Annotated in this window: 19 protein-coding genes; 11 read left to right on the top strand and 8 right to left on the bottom strand. The window is 45.4% G+C overall.

Translation table 11 applies throughout. The features are described 5' to 3' along the window. The first annotated feature begins 26 nt into the window (after positions 1–26). From murJ to ispH, 6 genes are all read left to right on the top strand, one after another. The gene (gene murJ, locus Q1A70_RS10055) at positions 27–1,589 is read left to right on the top strand and encodes a murein biosynthesis integral membrane protein MurJ (RefSeq protein WP_363318248.1); all 1,563 of its coding nucleotides are present in this window, start codon (positions 27–29) and stop codon (positions 1,587–1,589) included. Positions 1,590–1,659: 70 nt separating this feature from the next. Beyond that, the gene (ribF, locus tag Q1A70_RS10050) at positions 1,660–2,595 is read left to right on the top strand and encodes a bifunctional riboflavin kinase/FAD synthetase (RefSeq protein ID WP_299690161.1); all 936 of its coding nucleotides are present in this window, start codon (positions 1,660–1,662) and stop codon (positions 2,593–2,595) included. A gap of 63 nt (positions 2,596–2,658) precedes the next feature. Further along, positions 2,659–5,517, top strand: coding sequence for an isoleucine--tRNA ligase (ileS, locus tag Q1A70_RS10045; RefSeq protein ID WP_299690163.1), 2,859 nt, complete (start codon positions 2,659–2,661; stop codon positions 5,515–5,517). A 158-nt stretch (positions 5,518–5,675) separates the two neighbouring features. Further along, positions 5,676–6,176 (top strand): signal peptidase II, encoded by a 501-nt coding sequence (lspA, locus tag Q1A70_RS10040; protein ID WP_299690166.1) that lies wholly within the window; start codon positions 5,676–5,678, stop codon positions 6,174–6,176. Between the two features lie 184 nt (positions 6,177–6,360). Then, positions 6,361–6,792 (top strand): FKBP-type peptidyl-prolyl cis-trans isomerase, encoded by a 432-nt coding sequence (fkpB, locus tag Q1A70_RS10035; protein WP_299690169.1) that lies wholly within the window; start codon positions 6,361–6,363, stop codon positions 6,790–6,792. A gap of 135 nt (positions 6,793–6,927) precedes the next feature. Next, positions 6,928–7,887, top strand: a complete 960-nt coding sequence (gene ispH, locus Q1A70_RS10030) for a 4-hydroxy-3-methylbut-2-enyl diphosphate reductase (RefSeq protein ID WP_299690172.1) — start codon at positions 6,928–6,930, stop codon at positions 7,885–7,887. Positions 7,888–8,019: 132 nt separating this feature from the next. Here ispH and btsR read toward each other — a convergent pair whose 3' ends face one another. From btsR to Q1A70_RS10015, 3 genes are all read right to left on the bottom strand, one after another. After that, positions 8,020–8,751 carry a two-component system response regulator BtsR gene (btsR, locus tag Q1A70_RS10025; protein ID WP_299690174.1) on the bottom strand — a complete coding sequence of 244 codons (732 nt, stop codon included), beginning with the start codon at positions 8,749–8,751 and terminating at the stop codon, positions 8,020–8,022. A gap of 91 nt (positions 8,752–8,842) precedes the next feature. Beyond that, complete coding sequence (locus Q1A70_RS10020; protein WP_299690177.1) at positions 8,843–10,513, bottom strand: sensor histidine kinase; 1,671 nt, start codon at positions 10,511–10,513, stop codon at positions 8,843–8,845. Between the two features lie 255 nt (positions 10,514–10,768). Next, on the bottom strand, positions 10,769–12,256 hold the full coding sequence (locus Q1A70_RS10015) for a carbon starvation protein A (RefSeq protein WP_299690180.1): 1,488 nt from the start codon (positions 12,254–12,256) through the stop codon (positions 10,769–10,771). Positions 12,257–12,611: 355 nt separating this feature from the next. Between Q1A70_RS10015 and Q1A70_RS10010 the strand changes: the two genes are divergently transcribed. Further along, the gene (locus tag Q1A70_RS10010; protein ID WP_299690183.1) at positions 12,612–12,965 is read left to right on the top strand and encodes a DUF2799 domain-containing protein; all 354 of its coding nucleotides are present in this window, start codon (positions 12,612–12,614) and stop codon (positions 12,963–12,965) included. A gap of 267 nt (positions 12,966–13,232) precedes the next feature. Here Q1A70_RS10010 and murQ read toward each other — a convergent pair whose 3' ends face one another. Both murQ and Q1A70_RS10000 read right to left on the bottom strand, forming a co-directional pair. Continuing rightward, positions 13,233–14,153, bottom strand: a complete 921-nt coding sequence (murQ, locus tag Q1A70_RS10005) for an N-acetylmuramic acid 6-phosphate etherase (protein ID WP_299690186.1) — start codon at positions 14,151–14,153, stop codon at positions 13,233–13,235. 45 nt (positions 14,154–14,198) lie between these two features. After that, on the bottom strand, positions 14,199–15,314 hold the full coding sequence (locus tag Q1A70_RS10000) for an anhydro-N-acetylmuramic acid kinase (RefSeq protein ID WP_299690214.1): 1,116 nt from the start codon (positions 15,312–15,314) through the stop codon (positions 14,199–14,201). Positions 15,315–15,435: 121 nt separating this feature from the next. Here Q1A70_RS10000 and nagZ point away from each other — a divergent pair, with 121 nt between their 5' ends. From nagZ to tyrA, 3 genes are all read left to right on the top strand, one after another. After that, positions 15,436–16,425: a beta-N-acetylhexosaminidase gene (gene nagZ / locus Q1A70_RS09995; RefSeq protein ID WP_299690189.1), complete on the top strand. Its 990-nt coding sequence runs from the start codon at positions 15,436–15,438 to the stop codon at positions 16,423–16,425. Positions 16,426–16,671: 246 nt separating this feature from the next. Then, complete coding sequence (locus tag Q1A70_RS09990; protein ID WP_299690193.1) at positions 16,672–17,745, top strand: 3-deoxy-7-phosphoheptulonate synthase; 1,074 nt, start codon at positions 16,672–16,674, stop codon at positions 17,743–17,745. A 100-nt stretch (positions 17,746–17,845) separates the two neighbouring features. Further along, entirely contained in the window at positions 17,846–18,973 is a 1,128-nt protein-coding gene (gene tyrA / locus Q1A70_RS09985; RefSeq protein ID WP_299690196.1) for a bifunctional chorismate mutase/prephenate dehydrogenase, read from the top strand. 143 nt (positions 18,974–19,116) lie between these two features. On the opposite strand, the gene Q1A70_RS09980 is transcribed toward tyrA, so the two are convergent. From Q1A70_RS09980 to ettA, 3 genes are all read right to left on the bottom strand, one after another. Then, positions 19,117–20,127, bottom strand: a complete 1,011-nt coding sequence (locus Q1A70_RS09980) for a M23 family metallopeptidase (protein WP_299690199.1) — start codon at positions 20,125–20,127, stop codon at positions 19,117–19,119. Positions 20,128–20,175: 48 nt separating this feature from the next. Further along, on the bottom strand, positions 20,176–20,544 hold the full coding sequence (locus tag Q1A70_RS09975) for a PilZ domain-containing protein (RefSeq protein ID WP_299690202.1): 369 nt from the start codon (positions 20,542–20,544) through the stop codon (positions 20,176–20,178). 133 nt (positions 20,545–20,677) lie between these two features. Continuing rightward, complete coding sequence (ettA, locus tag Q1A70_RS09970; RefSeq protein ID WP_299690206.1) at positions 20,678–22,345, bottom strand: energy-dependent translational throttle protein EttA; 1,668 nt, start codon at positions 22,343–22,345, stop codon at positions 20,678–20,680. Between the two features lie 427 nt (positions 22,346–22,772). Between ettA and Q1A70_RS09965 the strand changes: the two genes are divergently transcribed. Beyond that, positions 22,773–24,722 (top strand): transglycosylase SLT domain-containing protein, encoded by a 1,950-nt coding sequence (locus Q1A70_RS09965; protein ID WP_299690208.1) that lies wholly within the window; start codon positions 22,773–22,775, stop codon positions 24,720–24,722. Positions 24,723–24,794 lie beyond the last annotated feature (72 nt).

Genomic DNA, 24,794 nt, shown 5'->3' with positions numbered 1-24,794 from the left:
GTAATCAACCAGTGTCAGAGGTTTCTGTGAGTAAACGACTATTAAAGTCAGGCCTGATTGTCAGTGCAATGACTTTTGTTTCCCGTGTGTTAGGGCTAGTACGTGATGTAGTAGTAGCAAATTTGATGGGAGCAGGAGCGAGTGCCGACGTATTTTTCTTCGCTAATAAAATTCCTAATTTCTTACGTCGACTTTTTGCAGAAGGTGCGTTTTCTCAAGCGTTTGTTCCTGTATTAACGGAATACCACGCCGCCGGTGATAAAGATAAGACACGGGATCTCATTGCTAAAGTGTCTGGTACGCTCGGGGTTTTAGTCTCAATCGTTACCGTTGTCGGAGTCTTGGGCTCTGGCGTGATCACTGCGATGTTTGGTGCCGGTTGGTTTATCGACTGGCTGAATGATGGTCCATCAGCCCCAAAGTTTGAGCTAGCAAGCTTTATGCTCAAGATTACCTTTCCTTACTTATGGTTTATCACCTTTGTCGCTTTATCTGGTGCCATCCTTAATACACTCGGTAAGTTTGCGGTTTCTTCTTTTACCCCTGTGTTCTTAAACGTCATGATCATAGCTTCGGCATGGTTTATCTCTCCGAATCTAGAACAACCAGAAATTGGCTTGGCCATTGGTGTGTTTCTTGGTGGTTTAGTCCAATTCCTTTTTCAAATGCCTTTCTTGATCAAGGCTGGGGTGTTGGTTAAGCCGAAATGGGGCTGGAGAGATCCGGGCGTGGTTAAGATTCGCACCTTAATGATCCCCGCTTTGTTCGGTGTATCCGTCAGTCAAATCAACTTATTATTTGATACTTTTATTGCCAGTTTCCTCGCAACAGGCTCCATCAGTTGGTTGTACTATTCTGATCGACTGCTTGAATTCCCTCTAGGGCTGTTTGGTATAGCAATCGCGACTGTGATCCTTCCTGCCTTATCTCGTAAGCACGTCGATAAGGCGGGTGAAGGCTTTGCACACACCATGGACTGGGGCGTGCGTATGGTGTTGCTGCTTGGCGTTCCGGCTATGTTAGGCCTGATTGTTTTAGCTAAACCTATGTTGATGGTGCTCTTCATGCGCGGTGAGTTTTCTCCTCACGATGTACAGCAAGCATCAATGTCATTGATCGCCTACGCATCGGGCTTGCTTAACTTTATGCTGATTAAAGTTTTAGCTCCGGGCTATTACTCTCGCCAAGATACCAAAACGCCAGTGAAGTACGGCATTATAGCGATGACAACCAATATGGTCTTTAACGCCATTTTTGCTTATTTCTATGGCTATGTGGGTTTAGCGATAGCAACGGTGCTGTCGGCCTTCGTCAATATGAGCTTATTGTATCGCGGGTTACATCTTGCGGGGGTCTACAAACTCACTCAGACCACCCTATGGTTTAGTACTAAGTTGCTTGTCTCGGGTGTGGTTATGGTAATGGCGATTTTGTGGCAGCTGGATAATATGCAACAGTGGCTTGAATGGAGCTTCAGTCAGAGAGCGCTGACATTAACAGGCTTGATTGGATTTGGTGGCTTTGTTTATATTATTTCGGTACTGATTTTAGGTATCCGAGTAAAACATTTAAAAGCAGCGACAGATTAATACTGATTAGTATATAATCCGTCGGTTTCACACAATAAATGATGCAAATAACAGGTTTTAGCTGATCATAATGGAACTGATCCGAGGTATACACAATATTAAAGCGCAGCATCATGGCTGTGTATTAACCATAGGTAACTTCGATGGTGTTCATCTAGGACATCAAGAGGTGCTGAGTCAGGTTTCTAAACAAGCAGCAGCATTAGGTCTCCCTTCTGTTGTTATGACGTTTGAGCCGCAGCCTATGGAGCTGTTTGCCCGAGATAGAGCCCCAGCACGTTTAACTCGCTTACGAGATAAATACGTGCAACTGAGCAAGCTAGAGATTAGCCGTTTATTGTGTGTTAATTTTAATCAGTATTTTGCCAGTTTATCCGCCAAAGCATTCATTAAAGATCTTTTGGTTGATAAGCTTGGTGTGAAGTTCTTGGTGGTTGGTGACGATTTTTGCTTTGGTAAAGGTCGCACTGGTAATTTCGCTATGCTCAAAGCTGCAGGCGAGAAGTACGGTTTTGAGGTGGTCAGCACCCAAAGCTATTGCTTAAACCAATTACGCGTCAGTAGTACTGAGATACGAAATGCATTAGCGGTCGATGACTTGGCTGCAAGTGCTACCATGTTAGGGCGTGATTACAGTATTAGTGGTCGAGTGTCCCATGGTCGAAAACTAGGGAGAACTATCGGTTTCCCTACCGCTAATATTCCATTAAAGCGTTGTGTTTCTCCTGTTTCGGGAGTGTATGTTGTTGAAGCATTGGATATCGACGGTGTTGCTGTCGGTGGCGTTGCTAATATTGGACAACGACCAACGGTGAATGGGGTAAGGCAGCAATTAGAAGTGCATTTTTTTGACTTTCAAGCCAATTTATATGGTAAACAGTTAGAAGTACGACTTTTGCATAAACTGCGCGACGAGATAAAATTTGAATCGTTCGACGCACTAAAAAATCAAATAGAATTGGATGCTGAAGCCGCAAGGGTGTGGCTGCTTCAGCTAAAGAATTAATCGGATGATTCCACCGATTAACATAATGTCTAACTTCGCCCAATATAACGGAATTAAGAATCGATGAGTGATTATAAAGATACCCTGAACTTACCAGAAACAGGGTTCCCAATGCGCGGCAATCTGGCAAATCGTGAGCCAGAAATGCTTAAGCGTTGGTACAAAGAAGATCTTTACGGCGAAATCCGTAAGGCAAAGAAAGGTAAAAAATCTTTCGTACTGCATGATGGCCCTCCATACGCGAACGGCGACATTCACATTGGCCACGCGCTGAATAAGATTCTTAAAGACATTATTATTAAATCTAAGACCCTTTCTGGTTTTGATGCACCGTACATCCCTGGTTGGGACTGTCACGGTCTTCCAATCGAGCTAATGGTTGAGAAGAAGAAAGGTAAGCCTGGTCAGAAGATTTCGGCTGCTGAATTCCGCGAAGAGTGTCGTAAGTACGCTGCGGGCCAAGTTGAAGGTCAGAAAGAGAGCTTCAAACGTCTTGGTATCATGGGCGAGTGGGACAAACCTTACCGCACTATGGATTTCGGCACAGAAGCGAACATCATTCGTTCTCTAGGTAAAATCGCAGACAAAGGTCACCTTCTTAAAGGTTTCAAACCAGTTCACTGGTGTACTGACTGTGGTTCTGCTCTGGCTGAAGCTGAAGTTGAATACAAAGATAAAGTATCGCCATCTATCGATGTGAAATTTACAGCAGCTGACGAAGCGGCGCTTCTAGAGAAATTTACTCTAGCTGAAGGCCACGCGGGTCAGGGCGAAATCTCTATCGTTATCTGGACAACAACACCATGGACTCTGCCTGCTAACCGCGCAGTATGTCTACGTGATGATCTTGAATACGTGCTTATCCAAGTTGAAGCGAATGGCGACCAGCCTGCTCAACGTATCGTTGTTGCTTCTGAACTAGCAAAAGACGTAATGGATCGTGCAGGTATCGAGCACTTCCACAACCTTGGTTTTGCTACTGGTGCTGATCTTGAGCTTTCTCAGTTCAACCACCCGTTCTACGACTTTACTGTTCCTGCTGTTCTTGGTGACCACGTTACAACAGATTCAGGTACTGGTGTGGTTCACACTGCGCCTGGTCACGGTCAAGAGGATTTCGTGGTTGGTAAGAAATACAACCTAGAAATCGCTAACCCAGTAGGCTCAAACGGCGTTTACCTGCCAGATACTGAGCTATTTGCAGGTCAGCACGTATTCAAAGCGAACGATTCTGTTTTAGAAGTTCTAAAAGAGAAAGGTGCACTTCTGCATCACCACGCTTACGAGCACAGCTACCCACACTGTTGGAGACATAAAACGCCAATCATCTTCCGTGCAACACCACAATGGTTCATCTCGATGGATCAAGCTGGCCTACGTGCTAAAGCACTAGAGTCCATCAAGAGTGTTGAGTGGTTGCCTGAGTGGGGTCAAAGCCGTATCGAAGGTATGGTTGAAGGTCGCCCTGAGTGGTGTATCTCTCGTCAACGTACTTGGGGTGTGCCAATTGCTCTGTTCGTTCATAAAGAAACAGCAGAACTTCACCCAGAAAGCCCTGCGCTTATTGAAAAAGTTGCGAAGCTCGTTGAAGAGAAAGGCATTCAAGCTTGGTGGGATGTAGACGCTGCTGAACTTATGGGCGCAGAAGACGCTGATAAGTACGAAAAAGTAATGGATACGCTAGACGTATGGTTCGACTCAGGTGTGACGCACTTCTCTGTTGTTGATTCTCGCGAAGAGTACAACTTCCCGAATGAAGAGCGCACTCACAGTGCTGATCTTTACCTTGAAGGTTCAGACCAACACCGTGGCTGGTTCCAGTCTTCTCTAATTTCATCTATCGCGATGAAAGACGAAGCACCGTACAAGCAAGTGCTAACACACGGTTTCGTGGTTGATGGTAACGGCCGTAAGATGTCTAAATCTATCGGTAACGTTGTTGCGCCTAAAGATGTAACCAACAAGCTAGGTGCAGATATCCTGCGTCTATGGGTTGCTTCTACAGACTACACTGGTGAAGTTGCGGTTTCTGATGAAATCCTGAAGCGTTCAGCGGATGCTTACCGTCGTATTCGTAACACGGCGCGTTTCTTCCTAGCGAACTTGAACGGTTTCAACCCTGAAACTGACCTAGTTCCTGCTGAAGAAATGGTGGCACTTGATCGCTGGGCTGTTGGCCGTGCTCAAGCTGCACAAGAAGAGATCGTTAAAGCATACGGCGAGTACAATACTCACGGTGTAACTCAGCGTCTAATGCAGTTCTGTTCTATCGAAATGGGTTCTTTCTACCTAGACGTAATCAAAGACCGTCAGTACACAGCAAAACAGGGCAGCCATGCTCAACGTAGCTGTCAGACTGCGCTTTACTACATCGTAGAAGCTCTAGTTCGTTGGATGGCACCTATCATGTCGTTCACTGCAGATGAAATCTGGAATGAGATGCCTGGCGCTCGTGACAAGTTCGTGTTTACTGGCGAATGGTACGAAGGTCTATTTGGTCTTGCTGAAGGCGAAGAGCTAAGCAATGAATTCTGGGCTGAAATCCAGACTGTTCGTGGCGCAGTGAACAAGCTTCTTGAAGATGCTCGTAAAGAGAAAACAATCGGTGGTGCACTGCAAGCTGAAGTGACTCTATACGCTGACGACGCACTAGCGGCTAAGATCAACAAGCTAGAAGATGAGCTACGTTTCGTACTTATCACTTCTGCTGCGGTTGTTAAGCCACTAAGCGAGAAGTCTGATGCGGCTCAAGCGACAGACGTTGAAGGTCTATTCGTTGAAGTAGCGGCGACTGAAGCTGAGAAGTGTGACCGTTGCTGGCACCACACTCCAGATGTAGGCACTATCGAAGGTCACGAGAAAGTTTGTGGTCGTTGTGTGTCGAACATCGACGGTGAAGGCGAAGTGCGTAAGTTCGCATAACCGCTCAGAGAAAGACTGAACTTTTTGTAAAAATTATAGCCCCAGTATCAACTGGGGTTATTTTTAATTATAGGAAATGTGTTTCGCCAAGTTGGGTACTGATGATCACTTAAATCAGGTGATAATGAATACCAACTTCGTAAATACTAGGAATAGAAATGAGTGAAGTTTCATTAAAAAAATCGGGTGTGCGTTGGTTATGGCTGGCTTTGCTGGTTTTCCTCGCCGATATTGGCATCAAATTGCTGGTTATGGACAGTATGGGTTATGGCTGGGCAAATCGTGTTGAGGTGCTGCCATTTTTTAATTTTCTGTATGTTCATAATTACGGTGCAGCGTTTAGCTTCTTGAGCGACCAGAGTGGCTGGCAGCGTTGGTTTTTCACTGCGATTGCTTTTGTGGTAACGGGAATGCTGACGTATTGGATGAGCAAGCTACCAGCGACAGAAAAGTGGAACAACATCGCTTATGCAATCATCATTGGTGGTGCGGTTGGCAACGTATTTGACCGAGTCGTACACGGCTTTGTTGTCGATTACTTAGATTTCTACTGGGGCACTTACCACTGGCCTGCATTCAACTTAGCGGATATGGGAATCTGTATCGGTGCCGCGATGATCATCCTCGATGGTTTTCGCAAGAAAGACGAAAGCAAATAGGCGAATAAGCCTTAAGTAAAAACGTTTTGAAATAGATTACCCTAAAGTCAGTCTATGACTCACAGAATAGAATAGCCCTAAGCGCTGTCGGTTGATTCCGGTGGCGCTTTTTTTTATGCTGCAACTAATATGAGAGCAAAGCAGAATGCGTTCTCAAATAATAAAGAAGTCTAAGGAAAGTAACGTGGCAGCAATTAAAAATGATTCAGCAGTAACCCTACATTTTACGATTAAGATGAAGGATGGTTCAGTTGCCGATAGTACGGAAAATATGGGTAAACCAGCAAAGTTCGTTATGGGTGATGGTAGCCTAAGTGAGAACTTCGAAGCATGCCTGCTTGGACTTGAAGAAGGCACGGAAAAGTCTATCGAACTGAAAGCACAAGATGCGTTTGGTATGCCTAATCCAGATCATATTCACCATATGGATAAAGCAAAATTTGCTGGTGGTACAGATGTTGAAATTGGCACCATCATGGTATTCTCTGGCCCTGACGGTATGGAAATCCCAGGTATTATTACAGATATCGCGGGTGACTCAGTGACGGTTGATTTTAATCACCCACTTGCAGGCCAAGACGTTACGTTTGATGTCAATATCTTAGCTGTCGAATAGCTCTCTTAACGTTAGAATAGCACCGCCTTACAGCTATGACACTCAACCCAGAGCTTCACTGTCTAGACGCTTCACTGTAGAATGCGAACCTCGCTGACGGCGAACTCTATAGAAACAACCTTAGTACCGCGGTAAATGATGAGCAATGAAATGAAAATAATGTTAGCTAACCCTCGTGGCTTTTGTGCCGGTGTCGATCGTGCGATCAGCATTGTAGAGCGCGCACTTGAAATGTATCAGCCACCGATTTATGTTCGCCATGAAGTGGTACATAACCGCTTTGTTGTTGAAGGGCTTAAGCAACGTGGTGCTATTTTTGTCGAAGAGCTGAGTGAAGTGCCAGACGATAACATCGTAATTTTCTCTGCTCACGGTGTATCTCAAGCGGTTCGTAAAGAAGCGAAAGAGCGCGAACTTACAGTATTCGATGCAACGTGTCCTTTGGTGACGAAAGTTCATATGGAGGTTGCTCGTGCGAGCCGAAAACATATGGAAGTAGTACTGATTGGTCACGCAGGTCACCCTGAAGTTGAAGGTACTATGGGTCAGTACGCTAGCCAAATGGGTGGTATGTACTTGGTTGAAAAACCGGAGGATGTACAGAACCTGGTGGTGAATGACCCAACAAATTTGCACTACGTGAGCCAAACTACCTTGTCGGTGGATGAAACGGCGGATGTGATTGAAGAGCTGCGTCGTGTATTCCCTGAGATTCAAGGCCCTCGTAAAGACGACATCTGTTACGCGACTCAAAACCGTCAAGACGCCGTGCGTGAGATGGCGAATGATGTTGATGTTGTGATAGTGGTCGGATCTAAGAACTCATCAAATTCAACACGGCTGAAAGAGCTGGCTGAGAAGCTAGGTACACCAGGTTACCTAACCGACTGCCCTGAAGACATTCAAACCGCGTGGGTAGAAGGGAAAAAGAAAATCGGTGTAACAGCTGGTGCTTCTGCGCCTGAAGAGCTGGTCGATCAAATCTTAGACCGCATCCGTGAGCTAGGAGCAACGGACGTTGAAGAAATTCAAGGTCGTGAAGAGAACATGTTCTTTGAAGTACCGAAAGAGCTGCAGATTAAGCAAGTCGATTAATCTCGATCGGTTCGTGACAAGATCGATTCGCAACACAGTTGAATCGTAAACATTATCGATTTGTAAACAGTAGGAAGCCAACGTTGATACGTTGGCTTTTTTGATCGTGTTATATCTCGGTCTGAAATATGCTTACTGGAGGCCGAGTTGCTCTTTTAACGTCTTGAGGTAGCGACGGCTAACAGGGACTTCAAAGCCCGTCAGTGTGATGATCTCAGCTAATCCATTCTCTAGCAACTTGATCTCTTGGATTGATTTTATGTTGATCAAATATTGTCGATGACAACGGATCAAATCGGTCTTTTCTTCCAAGATCTTAAGCGTTAATTGTGAGGTTGCTGTTTGTGATGCGCTACGAACATGTACACCACTGATATCGGAATAGGCGCATTCAACCGTTTGGCTTGCCATGATCACAATGCGGTTATGACCAATACACGGGATCTGCTCTAAGTGGCAGGGAGCAATCGCAGAGATGTCTTGCTCTGGCGCTTTCTGGTTTTGTTTGATGACCTTATTCAGGCGACAAACACTCTTGTTTAATCGACAAGGTTCAACGGGTTTAAGTAGGTAGTCAAAGGCATTGTCTTCAAAGGCTTGAATCGCATATTGATCGTAGGCGGTCACAAACACCACGTAGGGCATGGTTTCCGGGGCGAGCATGCTCAGCAATTCAATCCCTGTGACCTGAGGCATTTGAATGTCCAAATACACCACATCAGGCTTGAGAAGGTTGATCTGCTTAAGCCCTTCAATTGCGTTACTCGCTTGGCCAATGACTTCCACTTCTCCAGTTTCAGTCAGCAGCTCAATCAATTCTTCGCGAGCAAAAAGCTCATCATCGACAACTAGTGCTTTTAACATCCTACAATCTTCATTTTGATTCTATCCCTGCGTTTTCTATCTATGTCTTCTAAATATGCTTACCGAGAAGCTATCACCTACGAAAAGACCGCTATTTTAGTATAGGTATGATAAAGCTCATTCGAGTAAATTGCTGTGGTTGAGATTCTATTTTTAGTGCTGAGTCTTGTCCAAAGAAATTAGTGAGTCGTTTATCAACAATCTCCATACCTAATCCGACATGATCTTGAGACGGCTTCTGATAGTTACCAGCATTGTCTTCGACGATCAGTTTGAATCCACCCTCAAAAGCCTCGCTGTAGATCTTCACTGTGCCACCTTCCAACATGTTCGAAATACCATGCTTGATGGCGTTCTCAACCAGTGGTTGCAGAGTAAAGCTCGGCAGTTGTGATTCGTACAACTGTGGGTCTATGTCCCATTCCACTTCTAGTCTGTCGGTGAAACGAGCCTTCTCAATGGTGAGGTACGCATTGACGTGCGCCAGCTCGTCTTTGAGTTTCACTGTGTTGATGTTCTGCTTAAGGTTGCTTCTAAAGAAGTGAGACAGGTGTTGAATAAGCTCTCGCGCTTTATCAGGGTAACGACGTGTAACGGCACTGATGGTGTTAAGTGCATTAAACAAGAAGTGTGGGTTCACCTGTGCATGCAGCAGTTTGATTTCCGCTTGGGTGAGCAGGGTTTGCTGCTGCTGATAGTTGCTGAACAGGATCTGACTCGACAATAGTTGAGCGATACCTTCTGCCATCGACATGTTAATGGTCGAGAATAGCTTCAGCTTAGGCTCATACAGTTTAATGGTACCGACGACTTCGTTACCAGCACGTAATGGAATGATTAGCGCAGAGCCCAACTTACAATCTTGAGATAGAGAACATTGGTACGGGTTTTCTTTACCATCAAGGTAGATGATGTCGTTCTTTTCCATCGAAGTGAGGGTACTCTGCGATGAAATCGGGGTATTTGGAATATGGTGTTCATCGCCAATGCCGACAAACGCGAGGATCTTTTCTCGGTCGGTAATCGCCACTGCACCTACATTGGTTTCTTCATAAACGATACGCACGATTTTTTGTGCATTATCGGAAGTGAAGCCGCCATGCAAAATACCCACCGAGCGCTCGGCGATGGTGAGTGCGCGGCGCGAGAAGGTGGCGGAGTATTTCTCGAAGATAGTCTTTCGGTCTTGGATTATGCTCATGAATAACGCGGCACCCACTGAGTTTGCAATGATCATTGACGCAGCAATATCGGAAACTAGCGCGTAGGATTGCTCAAACGGTTTGGCGACTGCGAGTAGAATCAACATCTGAATGATCTCTGCAAACAGGGTTACATAGAACACGACCAGCGGATTAAATAGCTGACTGGCTTTGTTCTTTCTGACTAAATATACATGCAGCAAACCACCAATCAGGCCTTCTGCTGTTGTTGAGATAGCACAAGCTAAGTCCGTAAAACCACCTAGTGAATAGCGATGTATCCCGCCAGTAAAGCCTACGGCAAAGCCAACCACAGGACCACCAAACAACCCGCCCATTACCGCGCCCATCGCTCGCGTGTTAGCGATGGCGTCATTGATCTGCAGTCCGAAATAGGTACCCATAATGCAGAATAGGGAAAATAGAACGTAGCAGCTGATCTTATGACTTAAGCGTGAAGAGATGCTCAACAAAGGGAGAATCAGTGGGGTTTTACTTAGCATGTAAGCAATCACTAAGTAGACGCAGGTTTGTTGCAGCAGAGAGAGAATGAGTTCCATATGTTCACCTATTGAGACGCTTGTTAAGTGTAAAGCTCATTGCTTGGTAACGGTAGCTTTGCTTGTCTTTTCGTGGCTTATATCGAAGCCCCAAAGGTGGATCCGTAGCGGCTATAAACAATAAAGCCCATCACAGTTGACGGGCTTTAGTCTTAGGTTTCACGAATCACTCAGTGATTACGGGAGCAAGCGAAGTTGTGTTTGGCTGTTCTTGTCTTTCTATGAAGACTGGTCTTTTACAAAGAGTCTAAAGAACTAGGCTGTTTTAGTTTCACCTCTTGCTTCTTTTTCTTCATCAGCAAGGTCAGTTTCGCCTTTGCCTTTAGAAATCTTGATTACGTAAGCCGCAACACCTAGTGCACTAATCACACCAACGATAGTTGAGATTTGCATTGGTAGACCGAAGCCCAGTTGGCTATTGTTCAGGATGAATGTGATACACACAGACGTCATGAAGATAGCTGGAACCGTTGTTACCCAGTGCAGTTTGTTGTGACGAAGTAGGTAAGCTGAAGCTGTCCATAGCATCATCACTGCTGTTGATTGGTTAGCAAAACCGAAGTAACGCCAGATGATACCGAAATCAACTTGAGTCAGGATGCCGCCGATAACGAACAGTGGTAGTGCCATCAGTAGGCGGTTACGCAATGTTTTCTGTTCCATGTTGAAGTATTCAGCAAGGATTAGACGGCTTGAACGGAACGCTGTGTCACCAGAAGTGATTGGTAGGATAACCACGCCGAGGAAAGCCAGGATACCGCCAAATACACCCAGGAGACCAAATGAAGCACTGTATACCACGTTACCCGGGCCGCCGTTTGCAATTGCGTCAGATAGAGACTCAACTGAACCGAAGAAAGAAAGAGCAAGTGCACACCAGATTAGAGCGATGATGCCTTCACCAATCATTGCACCGTAGAATACGAAGCGACCGTTCTTCTCGTTTTCCACACAACGCGCCATCAAAGGAGACTGAGTTGCGTGGAAGCCAGATATAGCACCACATGCGATTGTGATGAATAGGGCAGGCCAAAGTGGTAGGTCATTCGGGTTCATGTTGGTGAACATGTCGCTTATCTCAAAGCCACCCATGATTTGGTGTTCGTCAGATAGACCAATCGCAGTGATAAGGCCAACAGACATAAAGATAAGCAGCGCGCCGAACAGTGGGTAGAAGCGACCAATGATTTTATCGACAGGGACAATCGTAGCGATGATGTAGTAAGCAAAGATGATAACAACCATCGTCGTTGCAGACATCGCGAAATCAGTTTGGTCGTTCACTAAGTTAGTGATCATGCCTGCAGGAGCAGATACGAAAACCACACCAACAAGAAGTAGTAGAACAATGGCAAAGATGTTCATAAAGTGTTTTGCGCCATTGCCTAGGTAACGTCCAGTGATAGTTGGAACCGAAGCACCGCCATTACGGATAGATAACATACCTGAGAAGTAGTCGTGTACTGCACCTGCGAAAATACAACCTAGCACGATCCAAAGCATTGCCGCTGGGCCGTAAAGAGCACCCATGATAGGGCCGAATATTGGACCTACACCAGCGATGTTAAGTAGCTGAATTAGGTGAACTTTTGGTGTCGACATCGGAACGTAGTCTACGCCATCTTGCTTGGTGTGAGCGGGTGTTTGGCGCTTTTCATTGATACCGAAAATCTTCTCGATAAAGGTACCGTAAATAAAGTAGCCACCAATGAGTGCTGCAACACAGGTAAGAAACCACATCATAATTTGTTATCCCTGAATGTATTAATTAAGTCAGGATGTATATTAAAGGAGTCGATGAGAAGAAACTTCCGCTACAAGAGTGAGTGGTCGAATAGCCAATTTAACGGTGTTATAACTGATTGAGTGGTTTGTTCACTGTGCTGAGTGGCGGATATTTCTATCGAGAGGCCTATTAGCTCTATGGAGAGGTTGTTTGAGCTAGCTTAGCGGCGACTACTGATTCCGAGTGGTCGAAATTGGCCTAAAGTGGCGAACAACAGACAATAAGTGGACATCAATAGGCGTTCAGCGGAGAATTACAGATAAAAGAGAGCTCTTCGTCAGGAAGCGTTAAAGTAGAACGTAAAGGATTAAAATGAAAAAAACATTATTACTATCCATGGCGGCATTAGGTCTTGCTGGGTGCAGTGCCAACAATGTTGAAGAGTTAGCAAAACAAGGCAATTGGCAAGAGATTGGTTATAGCGATGGCATTAAGGGGCGTACTCAGCGCTCTTATTCCGATATGGCAGCACTTGGTGCAGTAGATCAAGCAAGTTACACCGAAGGTTATCACCTAGGTGTATCCGAGTATTGTAACCCCAGCCATGCCTATCAGATTGGCTTGTCTGGTTTGGTCTATGAAGGGGTCTGTTCAGGAACCGAAGACGCTCAACGCTTCCGCATGGAGTGGCAGCGCGGTTGGGATGAGTATTCAAACAACTATTAGTCCAAGCAAGCGATAAAAAAATCAAAGATAAAAAGACCTGTACCGTATGTGTACGGGTCTTTGGTCTCGATATTCGATTGAATTTGAAGGGCACATCGCTTTGAGGCTTTTCTCAAGGCGAGCGAGGTCAAGATAAGGGTTACGATAGCAAGCTGAATGATTCTATTCAGACTCAACACCGCACTCAGTCACTGTTCTGCAATCATAGGAATGGGGCGTTAGCCCCATCTCCATTAGTTCTTAGGTCAAGCAAACGCACAACTTAGATCACTGATTATTCTCAACCGCTTTTCTCAAAAAGCCATTTTGCTGCTCTAGTTGAGCCTTGGCTGACTCTAAATCAAGCCCGGTAAGTATCATCAAAATCGCCAGTTTAACGTCGTAATCGGTGGTTTCCAGCGTTGATACTGCCAGTGCTTTATCACACTCTGTTGCTTGGATAACAATGCGAGCGGCGCGGGCAACCAGCTTTTCGTTGGTCGCTTTTACATCAACCATCAGGTTTTGATAACTCTTGCCGATGCGGATCATGCTGGCAGTGGTCAGCATGTTGAGTACCAGTTTCTGTGCTGTCCCTGATTTCAAACGAGTGGATCCAGTCAGTGCTTCTGGGCCAACCACAGGGCTTATTGCTATTTGAGCGATCTCAGCGATCGGTGAATCTGGATTGCAAGACAGCGCCACCGTCACCGCGCCAATTTGATTGGCATAGTTGAGCGCACCAATCACGTAAGGTGTACGACCGCTGGCAGCGATGCCGACGACGACATCATTTTCTGAAAACTGAATCGCTTTCAGGTCTTCAATACCGAGAGTCAGCGAGTCTTCCGCTCCCTCCTTGGCTTTTAAAATCGCTTCTGGCCCTCCAGCAATGAGGCCAATCACCATCTTGTCGGAAACCCCAAACGTTGGTGGGCATTCTGACGCGTCTAACACCCCCAATCGACCACTGGTGCCTGCGCCCATATAAATCAACCGACCACCGTTTTGAAAGGCGTGAGCGATCTTATCAACCGCGTGAGCGATCTGTGGCAGTTCTGCTTCGATCGCCAGTGGCACTTGTTTGTCTTGTTGGTTAATCTTTTCAACCACTTCGAGAGAGCTGAGCAGATCAATATCCATAGTGTCAGGGTTTCTCCCCTCTGAAACGAGGTGCGAGAGTGCTGATATCAGAGCGTCGTTACTCATAATGATCCTTAAATGGTGATTTTAAAATGATGGCTCTAAAACTGTTTAGTCAGCCCGATAGAGAACGCCGAGAGAGGCTGCTCTGCTTGCGCCCGTCACTTCGGGTAAGTTGCTTGGCAATTGATGAACATGACGCTGAGCAAGCCACGCAAAGGCCATGGCTTCCATATAATCGGCATCAACGCCTTTGCTGGTGGTTGAATCCACTTGCCAGCTCGGAAGCAGTTCAGAGAGCCTCAGCATCAATAATGGGTTTCTTGTCCCCCCGCCACACACGTACAGCGCAGGCTGGTTGCCCAAGCAATAAGTTTCAACGTTATTGGCTATGGTGAGTGCGGTGTATTCACAAAGTGTGCGTTGGACATCTTCTGGCATCAGGTATTTAAAGTCTGTTAATTGTTGTTCTAGCCACGGGAGATTAAACAGTTCTCTGCCAGTGCTTTTCGGTGGCATTTGAGATAGATAAGATTCGTTCAACAGCTGTTCGAGTAAAGCTTGATTGAGTTGCCCCTTAAGTGCGAATTGCGCATCACGGTCAAACTTCTCACCAGTGTGTTTCTCGACCCAAGCGTCCATGAGCATATTGCCAGGGCCAGTATCATAACCAAGTGTTGGCTGATTCGGGCGCAGTACTGAAATATTCGAAATACCGCCAATATTCAGTACCACAACCGAGCTGTCTTGCGGATGGAAAATCGTATGGTGGAAAGCCGGAACTAATGGCGCCCCTTGCCCACCAAGAGCCATGTCTTTACGTCTGAAATCGGCAACCGTTTGAATCTGTGTTTTAGCGGCAATGATGTTGGCATCACCCAACTGCATGGTAAATGGAGAATCGCCTGTTGGCTGATGAAACACCGTTTGACCATGATTACCAATCGCAGTCACAGAAGATGTAGCAGTACCTGACTTGTCGAGAAGTTGCAGCACCGCATCAGCAAAAAGGTGGCCAAGCTGGTGGTCGAGTTCACCAATCGCAATCAAATCTGTTTTTTGACCAATACAGACTTCAAGCAGGCGCGTTTTGAGATCATCGGGCATTGGGAATTCATCATGGGCAAGCAATGTGATGCTATCGCCTTCAATCGAGACTAATGCGCTATCAACACCGTCCATACTCGTCCCTGACATCACACCGATATACAGTTCTTTATGATCTATTGCTAAGCGTTTGCACTGCATTTCTAAACTCTTCCACTGATGGGTTTAAAAACATTGTAAAGCAAATTTAAAGAGAATAACCTCGGGAAGTTGATGAAATTAGCTTTAATAAGGGATAAATATGGGACCGTTGTGGGTTGATGTTGCAGGCTACGAACTGACCGCTGAAGACAGAGAAATTTTAGAGCACCCAACCGTTGGTGGTCTCATCTTATTTGCTCGAAACTACCACGATAGCAAACAGTTATCGGCGTTAAATAAAGAGATTCGCAAGGTCGCAAAACGTCCTATTTTAATCGGCGTTGACCAAGAGGGCGGTCGAGTACAACGCTTTCGTGACGGTTTTTCTATTATCCCTGCTGCTCAAGAATTCGCGACCAAGAGCAATGGCGAGCAATTAGCAGAACAAGCGGGGTGGTTGATGGCAGCCGAACTAGTTGCCCATGATATCGATCTCAGTTTTGCGCCTGTTTTAGACAAAGGCCATGACTGTAAAGCAATTGGGAGCCGAGCATTTGGTGAAGATATCGATACCATTGTCCGCCACAGTAGTGCTTTTATTAAGGGCATGAAATCGGTTGGCATGGCGACAACTGGAAAGCATTTTCCTGGACATGGCGGTGTGGTTGCAGATTCGCATCTTGAAACGCCTTATGACCCAAGAGACGACATCTTCGAAACCGACATGGCTATCTTTAAGGCGCAAATTGAAGCGGGAATCTTGGATGCGATGATGCCTGCACACGTGGTTTTTTCTCACTATGACGATCAGCCAGCAAGTGGCTCTCAGTATTGGTTGCAGAAAGTATTGAAGCAACAGCTTGGATTCAAAGGCTTGGTGTTCTCTGATGATTTAACCATGGAAGGCGCAGCCATTATGGGCGGGCCAGCCGACAGAGCAAAGGCTGCCTTGAATGCAGGATGCGATATGGTGTTAATGTGCAATAAACGAGACGCACAAATTGAGGCTCTTGATCAGTTAACGATTCAAGAGGTGCCTTTAGCCAACTCGTTGCTTAAAAAACACAGCTTTGATTTGTCGACACTTCACTCTGATGCAAGATGGAAAAAGGCTTCAGAGACGATTAAGCGAATGCTAAGTAGTGAGTGATAAATAAACACATTACAATTTTAGATAAGGCGATATGATAAATATCGCCTTTTTTGTCTCTGTGTTCTTTGGTTTAAGTCGGTTTGTGTGCTTTAACTCTTTAAATGTCTTGTGTAAATTTAATTTTACAACAAATGTTTTTCATTGTTTACACTTGCAATCGTTTTTTTAGCTGTTATTGTGTTTTTAAAGATTGTTAGCCCAAATGGAAATGTTGGGTGTAAAAATAAATATACAGGTTGAGTTATGCAGAAAAGTGAATTAAGCAATGTCAATATCATCGACGAACAGGTACTGATTACACCTGAAGAGTTAAAAGCAAAACTGCCTTTGAGTGATAATGCTCGTCGTTTCATTCAAGAGTCTCGTCAAACGATAGCCAACATTGTCCATAAAAAAGATCACCGTATGTTGGTGGTGTGTGGCCCTTGTTCTATCCATGATATTGAAGCAGCGAGAGAGTATGCGAAACGCCTAAAAGCTTTATCTGAGCAGCTTAGCGATCAACTGTATATTGTGATGCGTGTTTACTTTGAGAAGCCTCGTACCACGGTAGGCTGGAAAGGTTTGATCAATGACCCGCATCTAGATGGCACTTTCGATATTGAGCATGGTCTGCATGTTGGTCGTGAGCTACTGGTTGAACTTGCTGAGATGGAAATTCCGTTAGCAACAGAAGCGCTAGACCCAATCAGCCCACAATACCTAGCGGATACGTTTAGTTGGGCGGCAATCGGCGCTCGTACCACGGAATCACAAACTCACCGTGAGATGGCGAGCGGCCTTTCAATGCCAATCGGCTTTAAAAACGGTACCGATGGCAACCTAGGTACCGCAATCAATGCGATGCAGGCGGCGTCTTCTAGTCACCGTTTCATGGGGATCAGCCGTGAAGGTCAAGTAGCACTATTAACGACGCAAGGTAACCCAAACGGTCACGTGATTTTACGTGGCGGTAAGCAAACCAACTACGATTCAGTATCGGTACATGAATGTGAGCAAGAGCTAGGCAAGTCTGGCTTAGAGGCAGCATTAATGGTTGACTGTAGCCATGCGAACTCTCGCAAAGATTACCGTCGTCAGCCACTAGTAGCCGAAGATGTCATTCATCAGATCCGTGAAGGCAATAAGTCGATTATCGGTCTGATGATTGAAAGCCATATCAACGAAGGCAATCAATCTTCAGATATCCCTCTCAATGAGATGAAATACGGCGTATCGATTACCGACGCATGTATCAATTGGGATTCAACTGAGGCACTATTAAAGCATGCACATACGGAACTCGTTCCGTTCTTAGAAAACCGCTTGAAAGGTTAGTCAAAGTTTAAAACTTAAATGCCTCAGCCAATGGGGCATTTTAAGATCGGTGACTAACGAAACTGCGTTAGCACGGATTTATAGATGAGTAAGGAATAAAATGGCCGTTGAACTGAACGAATTACGCGACCAAATTGATGCTGTCGATAAGCAAATGTTGGATTTACTGGCTCAACGACTCGCTTTAGTAGAGAAAGTGGGCGAAGTAAAAAGTGAACATGGATTACCTATTTATGTACCGGAACGTGAAGCGGCCATGTTGGCATCGCGTCGCCAAGAAGCTGAGAAAATAGGTGTTCCGCCACAGTTAATCGAAGATATTTTGCGCCGTACTATGCGTGAATCTTATGCCAGCGAGAAAGATTCTGGTTTTAAGTGTCTTAACCCAGAGTTACGTTCAGTGGTTATTATTGGTGGTAATGGTCAGCTTGGTGGCTTGTTTGGTCGTATGTTCAAGCTTTCTGGCTACGAAGTGAAAATCCTCGGTAGCCAAGATTGGGATAAGGCTGATGAGATATTAGACAATGCAGGGCTGGTGGTAGTCACAGTGCCAATTCATCTAACTGAAGGTGTGATTGCGAAACTGGGCAACCTGCCAAGTGATTGTATTTTGTGTGACTTAACGTCGATTAAATCAAAACCTCTGCAAGCCATGATGGAGATGCACCAAGGCCCAGTGGTTGGTTTACACCCAATGTTTGGCCCTGATGTTCCAAGCCTTGCTAAGCAGGTGATTGTTTACAGTGACGGTCGCGGCTCGGAAAGCTACCAATGGCTATTGAACCAATTTGGTATTTGGGGCGCGAGTTTGTGCCAGATAGACGCCGCCGAGCACGATCACGGCATGACCTTGATTCAAGCACTGCGTCACTTCACCTCTTTTGCTTACGGCTTACATCTGAGCAAAGAGAACCCAAATATTGACCAGCTGCTGAAGTTAAGCTCACCCATCTACCGACTTGAGATTGCGATGGTTGGTCGTCTGTTTGCTCAAGACCCGAACTTATACGGTGACATTATTCTTTCTTCGGACGAGAATATTGAGATGATTCGACGCTACCATCGTTGCTTTGGCGAAGCGTTAGAGATCCTAGACGGCAAAGATAAAGCCAAGTTTGTTGATAGCTTTAATCAAGTCAGTGATTGGTTTGGTGACTACTCACAACAATTCTTGCAAGAGAGTCAAAGCCTATTAAAACAAGCACATGACTCGATTCATCGTGGTTAATACGATTTGAAAGCATAAAAAAGAGCGAACCATCTGGTCGCTCTTTTTGTTTGCGCTGAACGCTGTGAAAGCATTTGGCCTATAGTAGGCTAAATGCAATGAGAACATCATAGGCCAAATCAACACGCCCTAGTAATTAACAACTAGTTAGTCGTGATAGGTGTTTTACTCTCTTCGCTCGATACGGTATCGATGGTGGAGTTAATGTAAGGCATATTAGTCAGATTGACCTGCAAGCGAACCACATTATCGATCAGCTGAACAAGTGGGCCCCATTTCACCTTTTGCTCTTTTTCAAAGACGTAATTGAAGTTTTCAGGCGTCCAATCCATCAAATATTGCGGGTTCAGTGAGCGACCGAGGAAGCGTACTTCATAGTGCAAGTGTGGGCCCGTAGAGCTGCCTGTGTTACCACAGCTGGCAATCACATCGCCTTTGCTAACAAATTGGCCGCTACGGACTTTGAATTTTTGCAGGTGAGCGTAAGAACTCATAAAGCCGAATGAGTGACGCATGGTCATAAAATTACCAAAGCCTTTGTTGCTTGGTCGTACCGTTTCAATCACCCCGTCAGCGGGTGCGAGAATATCTTCGCCGACCTGACACGTTAGATCGATACCGGTATGTACGTGGCGCTTACCCGTTATTGGGTTGGTGCGACTGCCATAAGAAGAGGAGATGCGTTGATAGGCCATTGGGCTGTCGTTAGGAATCAAACGAAACATTGTCGCCCTTACCGCAGAATCTACTGCAGCCGCGTCAATGCGCTCTTCCAAAGAGATCTCATCAGTCAGCAGTTCTTCATCAGCAAGACCAAGTACCGATTCAACATCAAATACCCGCTTACCCAGCAATTGAATCTCACCTTCTTTCTCCGTTAGCGCCTGTGATAGCGAGTGGTTAGTTTCTATCTGCTCATCGTAAAGAAACTCGGTGTGATCTTTTTCAACAATCAAGGTTTCAATCAGCTGCTGTGCGTCACCGGCTTGCAGTGCGAGCTTTTGTTGATTCTCGAAGTGCATGTATGCTGCTCCACCAATCAAGAGAGGAACAGAAAATAGGGCGGTTGTACAAAAGAGCACGGCTTTTCGGCCGAAGTAAAACGTCTGCTCCCCCTGACGAGAGGGAATAGTAATGGATAATTTTTTAGACATGGTTCTGTATTAACTAAATGCTTTTAATAGAAAAGGGGTATGGAGATATTATTCACTGCCTAAATCGCTAAGGTGTTCAATCTCTCTATAAAGCAATTCATCGTCGCCAACGTTAAGCTCAATAAGGCGCTTAAGGTGGCTGATACTATCAATATCTAAATGCTCTATGCGTAAACGCATTGAGGTATTGATGGTAGAGACTATCATTGCTTTTAATTGAATATCGATATCACTGTTTATCAGCCTAAAGCTGATATGTACTGGGACATCGAGACTGAGTTGCTGCAGTTCGTCACATTGAATAAGTAGACCACGTAGCGATAAATCTTGCACGGCTCCAAGTATATTGACTTGCCCTTGTGAGATCTCCGTCGGTACTTGGTAAATAACTCTTGAGAATTGACGCCTTTCCACCATAAATACTCTCTCTATCGATGCGTAATATCTAAATCAGATGCTCTTGAGTCAGACACACTTAAGTCAGATACGCCTAAGCCAGATACATCAAAGGCCGCGTTAATCGCGGCCTTTGCTCAAACGACAAGCTTATTTACTTAGCAATACGCTTGTATTTGATACGGTGCGGTTCAGCCGCTTGTGCGCCTAGAGTCTTCTTAAGCCACTCAGTGTACTCGGTATAGTTACCTTCATAGAAGTTAACTTGCCCCTCATCACGGTAGTCTAAGATGTGGGTCGCAATACGGTCAAGGAACCAACGGTCATGCGAGATAACCATGGCACAACCAGGGAACTCAAGCAGGGCTTCTTCAAGAGCACGTAGCGTTTCAACGTCAAGGTCATTGGTCGGCTCATCGAGTAGCAGTACGTTGCCGCCCGCCTTGAGCAGTTTTGCTAGGTGAACACGGTTGCGTTCGCCACCAGAAAGTTGACCGATGATCTTCTGTTGGTCGTTGCCTTTGAAGTTGAAGCGCGAGCAGTATGCGCGAGCAGGGATTTCGAAGTTGTTGATCTTAATGATATCAGCGCCTTCAGAGATCTCTTGGAATACTGTTTTGGTGTCGTCCATGCTGTCACGGAACTGATCAACAGAAGCAAGCTTAACGGTTTCGCCAAGTTCAACTGTACCCGAATCTGGCTGTTCTGCACCACTTAGCATCTTGAACAGTGTTGATTTACCTGCACCGTTGGCACCGACGATACCGACGATAGCGCCTTTTGGCATGCTGAACGATAGGTCGTCGATAAGAACGCGATCACCAAATGATTTGGTTAGGTTCTTCACTTCAAGAACCTTATCACCTAGACGCTCACCTGGCGGGATGAACAGTTCGTTGGTTTCGTTACGCTTCTGGTATTGGCCGGTTGTCATTTCTTCAAAACGAGCCATACGAGCTTTAGACTTAGCTTGACGACCTTTAGGGTTTTGACGAACCCATTCTAGCTCTTTCTCAATGGTTTTTTGACGCGCGCTTTCGCCGGCTTTTTCTTGCTTCAAACGCTCGTCTTTCTGTTCTAGCCAAGAGGTGTAGTTACCTTCCCATGGGATACCTTCACCACGGTCAAGTTCTAGAATCCAGCCAGCAGCGTTGTCTAGGAAGTAACGGTCGTGGGTAATCGCCACAACAGTACCGCTGTAATCGACTAGGAAGTGCTCAAGCCATGCGACTGATTCTGCATCCAAGTGGTTAGTTGGTTCATCAAGTAGCAACATGTCTGGCTTTTCAAGCAGTAGACGACAAATAGCAACACGACGGCGCTCACCACCCGATAGGAATTCAATTTTCGCATCCCATTCAGGAAGACGAAGTGCATCAGCAGCACGCTCTAGCGCTGTCTCTAGGTTGTGACCGTCTTTTGCTTGAATCAGTGCTTCTAGTTCGCCTTGTTCTTTTGCCAGTGCATCGAAATCAGCATCTGGTTCTGCGTACGCTGCGTAAACCGCATCGATGCGCTTAAGCGCGTCAGCAACGTCAGCAACCGCTTCTTCTACGATTTCACGAACGGTTTTTGATTCGTCGAGTACCGGTTCTTGCGGTAGGTAACCGACTTTAAGGCCTTGCTGTGCACGCGCTTCACCATCAATATCAGTATCAATACCAGCCATGATACGCAGTAGGGTAGATTTACCTGAACCATTTAAACCTAAAACACCGATTTTAGCGCCAGGAAAAAAGCTAAGAGAAATGTCTTTAAGAATTTGACGTTTAGGTGGAACCGTTTTGCTCACCCGAGACATGGTATATACGTATTCAGCCATTGCCGATCGATCCTAATTTAGTGTTCAAAATTATTAGCTATTTTATACCAATATCCCTAAAGATGTTACTCCTAGCAAAGAAAAGGCATTCTTGAACTTATCCTTACCTACTATTGTCACATTAGGGCGTGTTGACCAGCAAACGCAGCCCGAAGGATTCGGCTAAAAGCGTTTTACTCTTTGTTGAGGAGAGTTTGCTTAGAATGACTAGGCTACTTCCCCCTTGCGGCGATTAAAACGCTTTTATCTCGAACGAAATTTAACCGTGAAAGGTCAACACGGCCTAGTCATTTAAACAATATTTAAGTAAGTGGCTTCGATGAGGTGTTAAACATTAGTAATATTTACACTCAACCTCCTTACATTTGATGTAATGTCGGGCGTAAATAGACTTCACGCATTGATACACGCACTAAGGAAAGAGCGCATGTTTTTCCACATTGGTAATTCGAAAATTGCTGTGGCTGCATCGGCAATTTTGTCTTCATTTTTTCTGGCACCGATGACTTTAGCTAGCAACGCATCCGTGCTGGAAATGCAGCGTGATGTTTATGACAGAGCGCAGCAGGTTTTGGATAACCGTGATCTAAAAGCGTACTTAGCCATGCGGAGTAAAATTGAAACCTATCCTTTAACGCCTTACACCGATTATCGTGCCTTTCTGATCAATTTAGGTAAGCGCTCTCCAAGAGAAGTCGATGCTTTTATTAATGAAAATAAAGCACTGCCTTTCTCAAAGCGTATTCGAGCGCCTTACTTAGCCTCACTAGCTTCCGGGAAAAAGTGGCAGACTATTTTAGAGTTTCAAACTCAGGAGCCAGTAGGGGAAGAGTATCAATGTATCTATTACCGTGCTCACTATGAGCAAGGTAACCGAGAACTCGCTTTTAAAGGAGCGAAGCAGCTTTGGTTAAGTGGTCGCGGTGTCGATGACCGTTGTGACCCTCTATTTAAAAGCTGGGACCAAGCGGGGCTAAGAACCGACGAGCTGATTCTGGAGCGAATGCTACTAGCGTTCGAGGGCCGTAACGGTAAGTTAATGAGCTATCTGACTAAGCAATTGGATCATGATAAGTCAATTACTCAAGCTAAGCAGATGAAGGCTTTATACAACAAACCTGAAAATGTACTCGCGTTTGCCAAGAAGCATCCTGCCAATGAGTTTTACCAAGCTCAGACCCAATTTGCTTTCAAAAAGCTAGCAAGGAAATCAGCAAGCAGTGCTCAAGCAGTGTTTGATGACCTTGTCAAGGCGCAGAAATTCTCGCAAGAGAAATCTCAAGAGCTCGCCGATTACCTAACGTTTCGTCTGATTAACACCGACTCTGAAACCTTGATGGTGTGGCGAGACAAAAACCTCGCGAGTTCATCAAAGCAAGAATTGTTGGAACGACGTGCTCGCTTAGCCATTCAACATGCCGATTGGACGGGTTTGAAAGAGTGGATAGCGCGCTTAGATGAAAAGCATCAAGCCTCGCTGCGTTGGCAATATTGGCAGGGCAGAGCTGAAATTGCGACGGGTGATACTGACCAAGGCAATAAGCGACTATCAGATATCTTGGGTCAGCGGAATTTCTACAGTGTGGCTGCAGCTGAGCAGTTAGATAAGCCCGTAAGTTACCCAACATCGACACTCAAATACAACGCGCAAACGGTGAAACCATTCGATACCTCTTTGGTTCGTATTAGCGAGTTGATTGACCGAGATAACATTGCGGCAGCGAAGAGTGAATGGAGCTGGCTGTTGACGAATGCGAATAAAGATCAAAAAGCCATGTTAGCAGCACACGCAGCAAGCAAAGGTTGGAACCATTTTACGGTAACAGCGAGTATCTCGGCTAAGATGTGGGATAACATCAGCTTACGTTTCCCTGTCGCTCACAAGTGGTGGTTTAACTTCTATGCCGAAAAGCACGATATTGATCCAATCACCTTGATGTCTTTGGCAAGACAAGAGAGCGCTTTAGACGCTGAGGCTCAATCTCCTGTGGGAGCGCGTGGCATTATGCAAATCATGCCCAAAACGGCCCAGTACACCGCGAACAAGTACAAAATAAAGTATCAGGGGAGCGCTCAACTTTATGATGTGGGAAAAAACATAGAGATTGGTAGCCATTATCTAGATGGTTTGCTTGCTCAATATAACAACAACCGTATTTTCGCTTTAGCTGCTTATAATGCAGGGCCTAACCGTGTTAAACAGTGGCGCTCTCGCAGTGATCAAAAGCTCGATGCCTACGCTTTTATTGAAATGATCCCTTTCAACGAGACGCGAGGCTATGTTCAGAATATTCTGATGTTTGAAACTTACTATCGAAATATTCTGGGAATCAAAGGGGAGTTCTTAGCGCCTCATGAGCAAAAAACAAAATACTAAGGCGTGTTGATCTTTCGTGAGTATTTTTTAAACAGCATGGTAAAGAGTTATAATTTGCTTCGCCAAAAGTAA

It is taken from the genome of uncultured Vibrio sp. (assembly GCF_947488985.1).
Taxonomy (GTDB): Bacteria; Pseudomonadota; Gammaproteobacteria; order Enterobacterales; family Vibrionaceae; genus Vibrio.
Note: the sequence above shows the minus strand (reverse complement) of the source record. Positions and strands in the feature narration are given on the sequence as shown.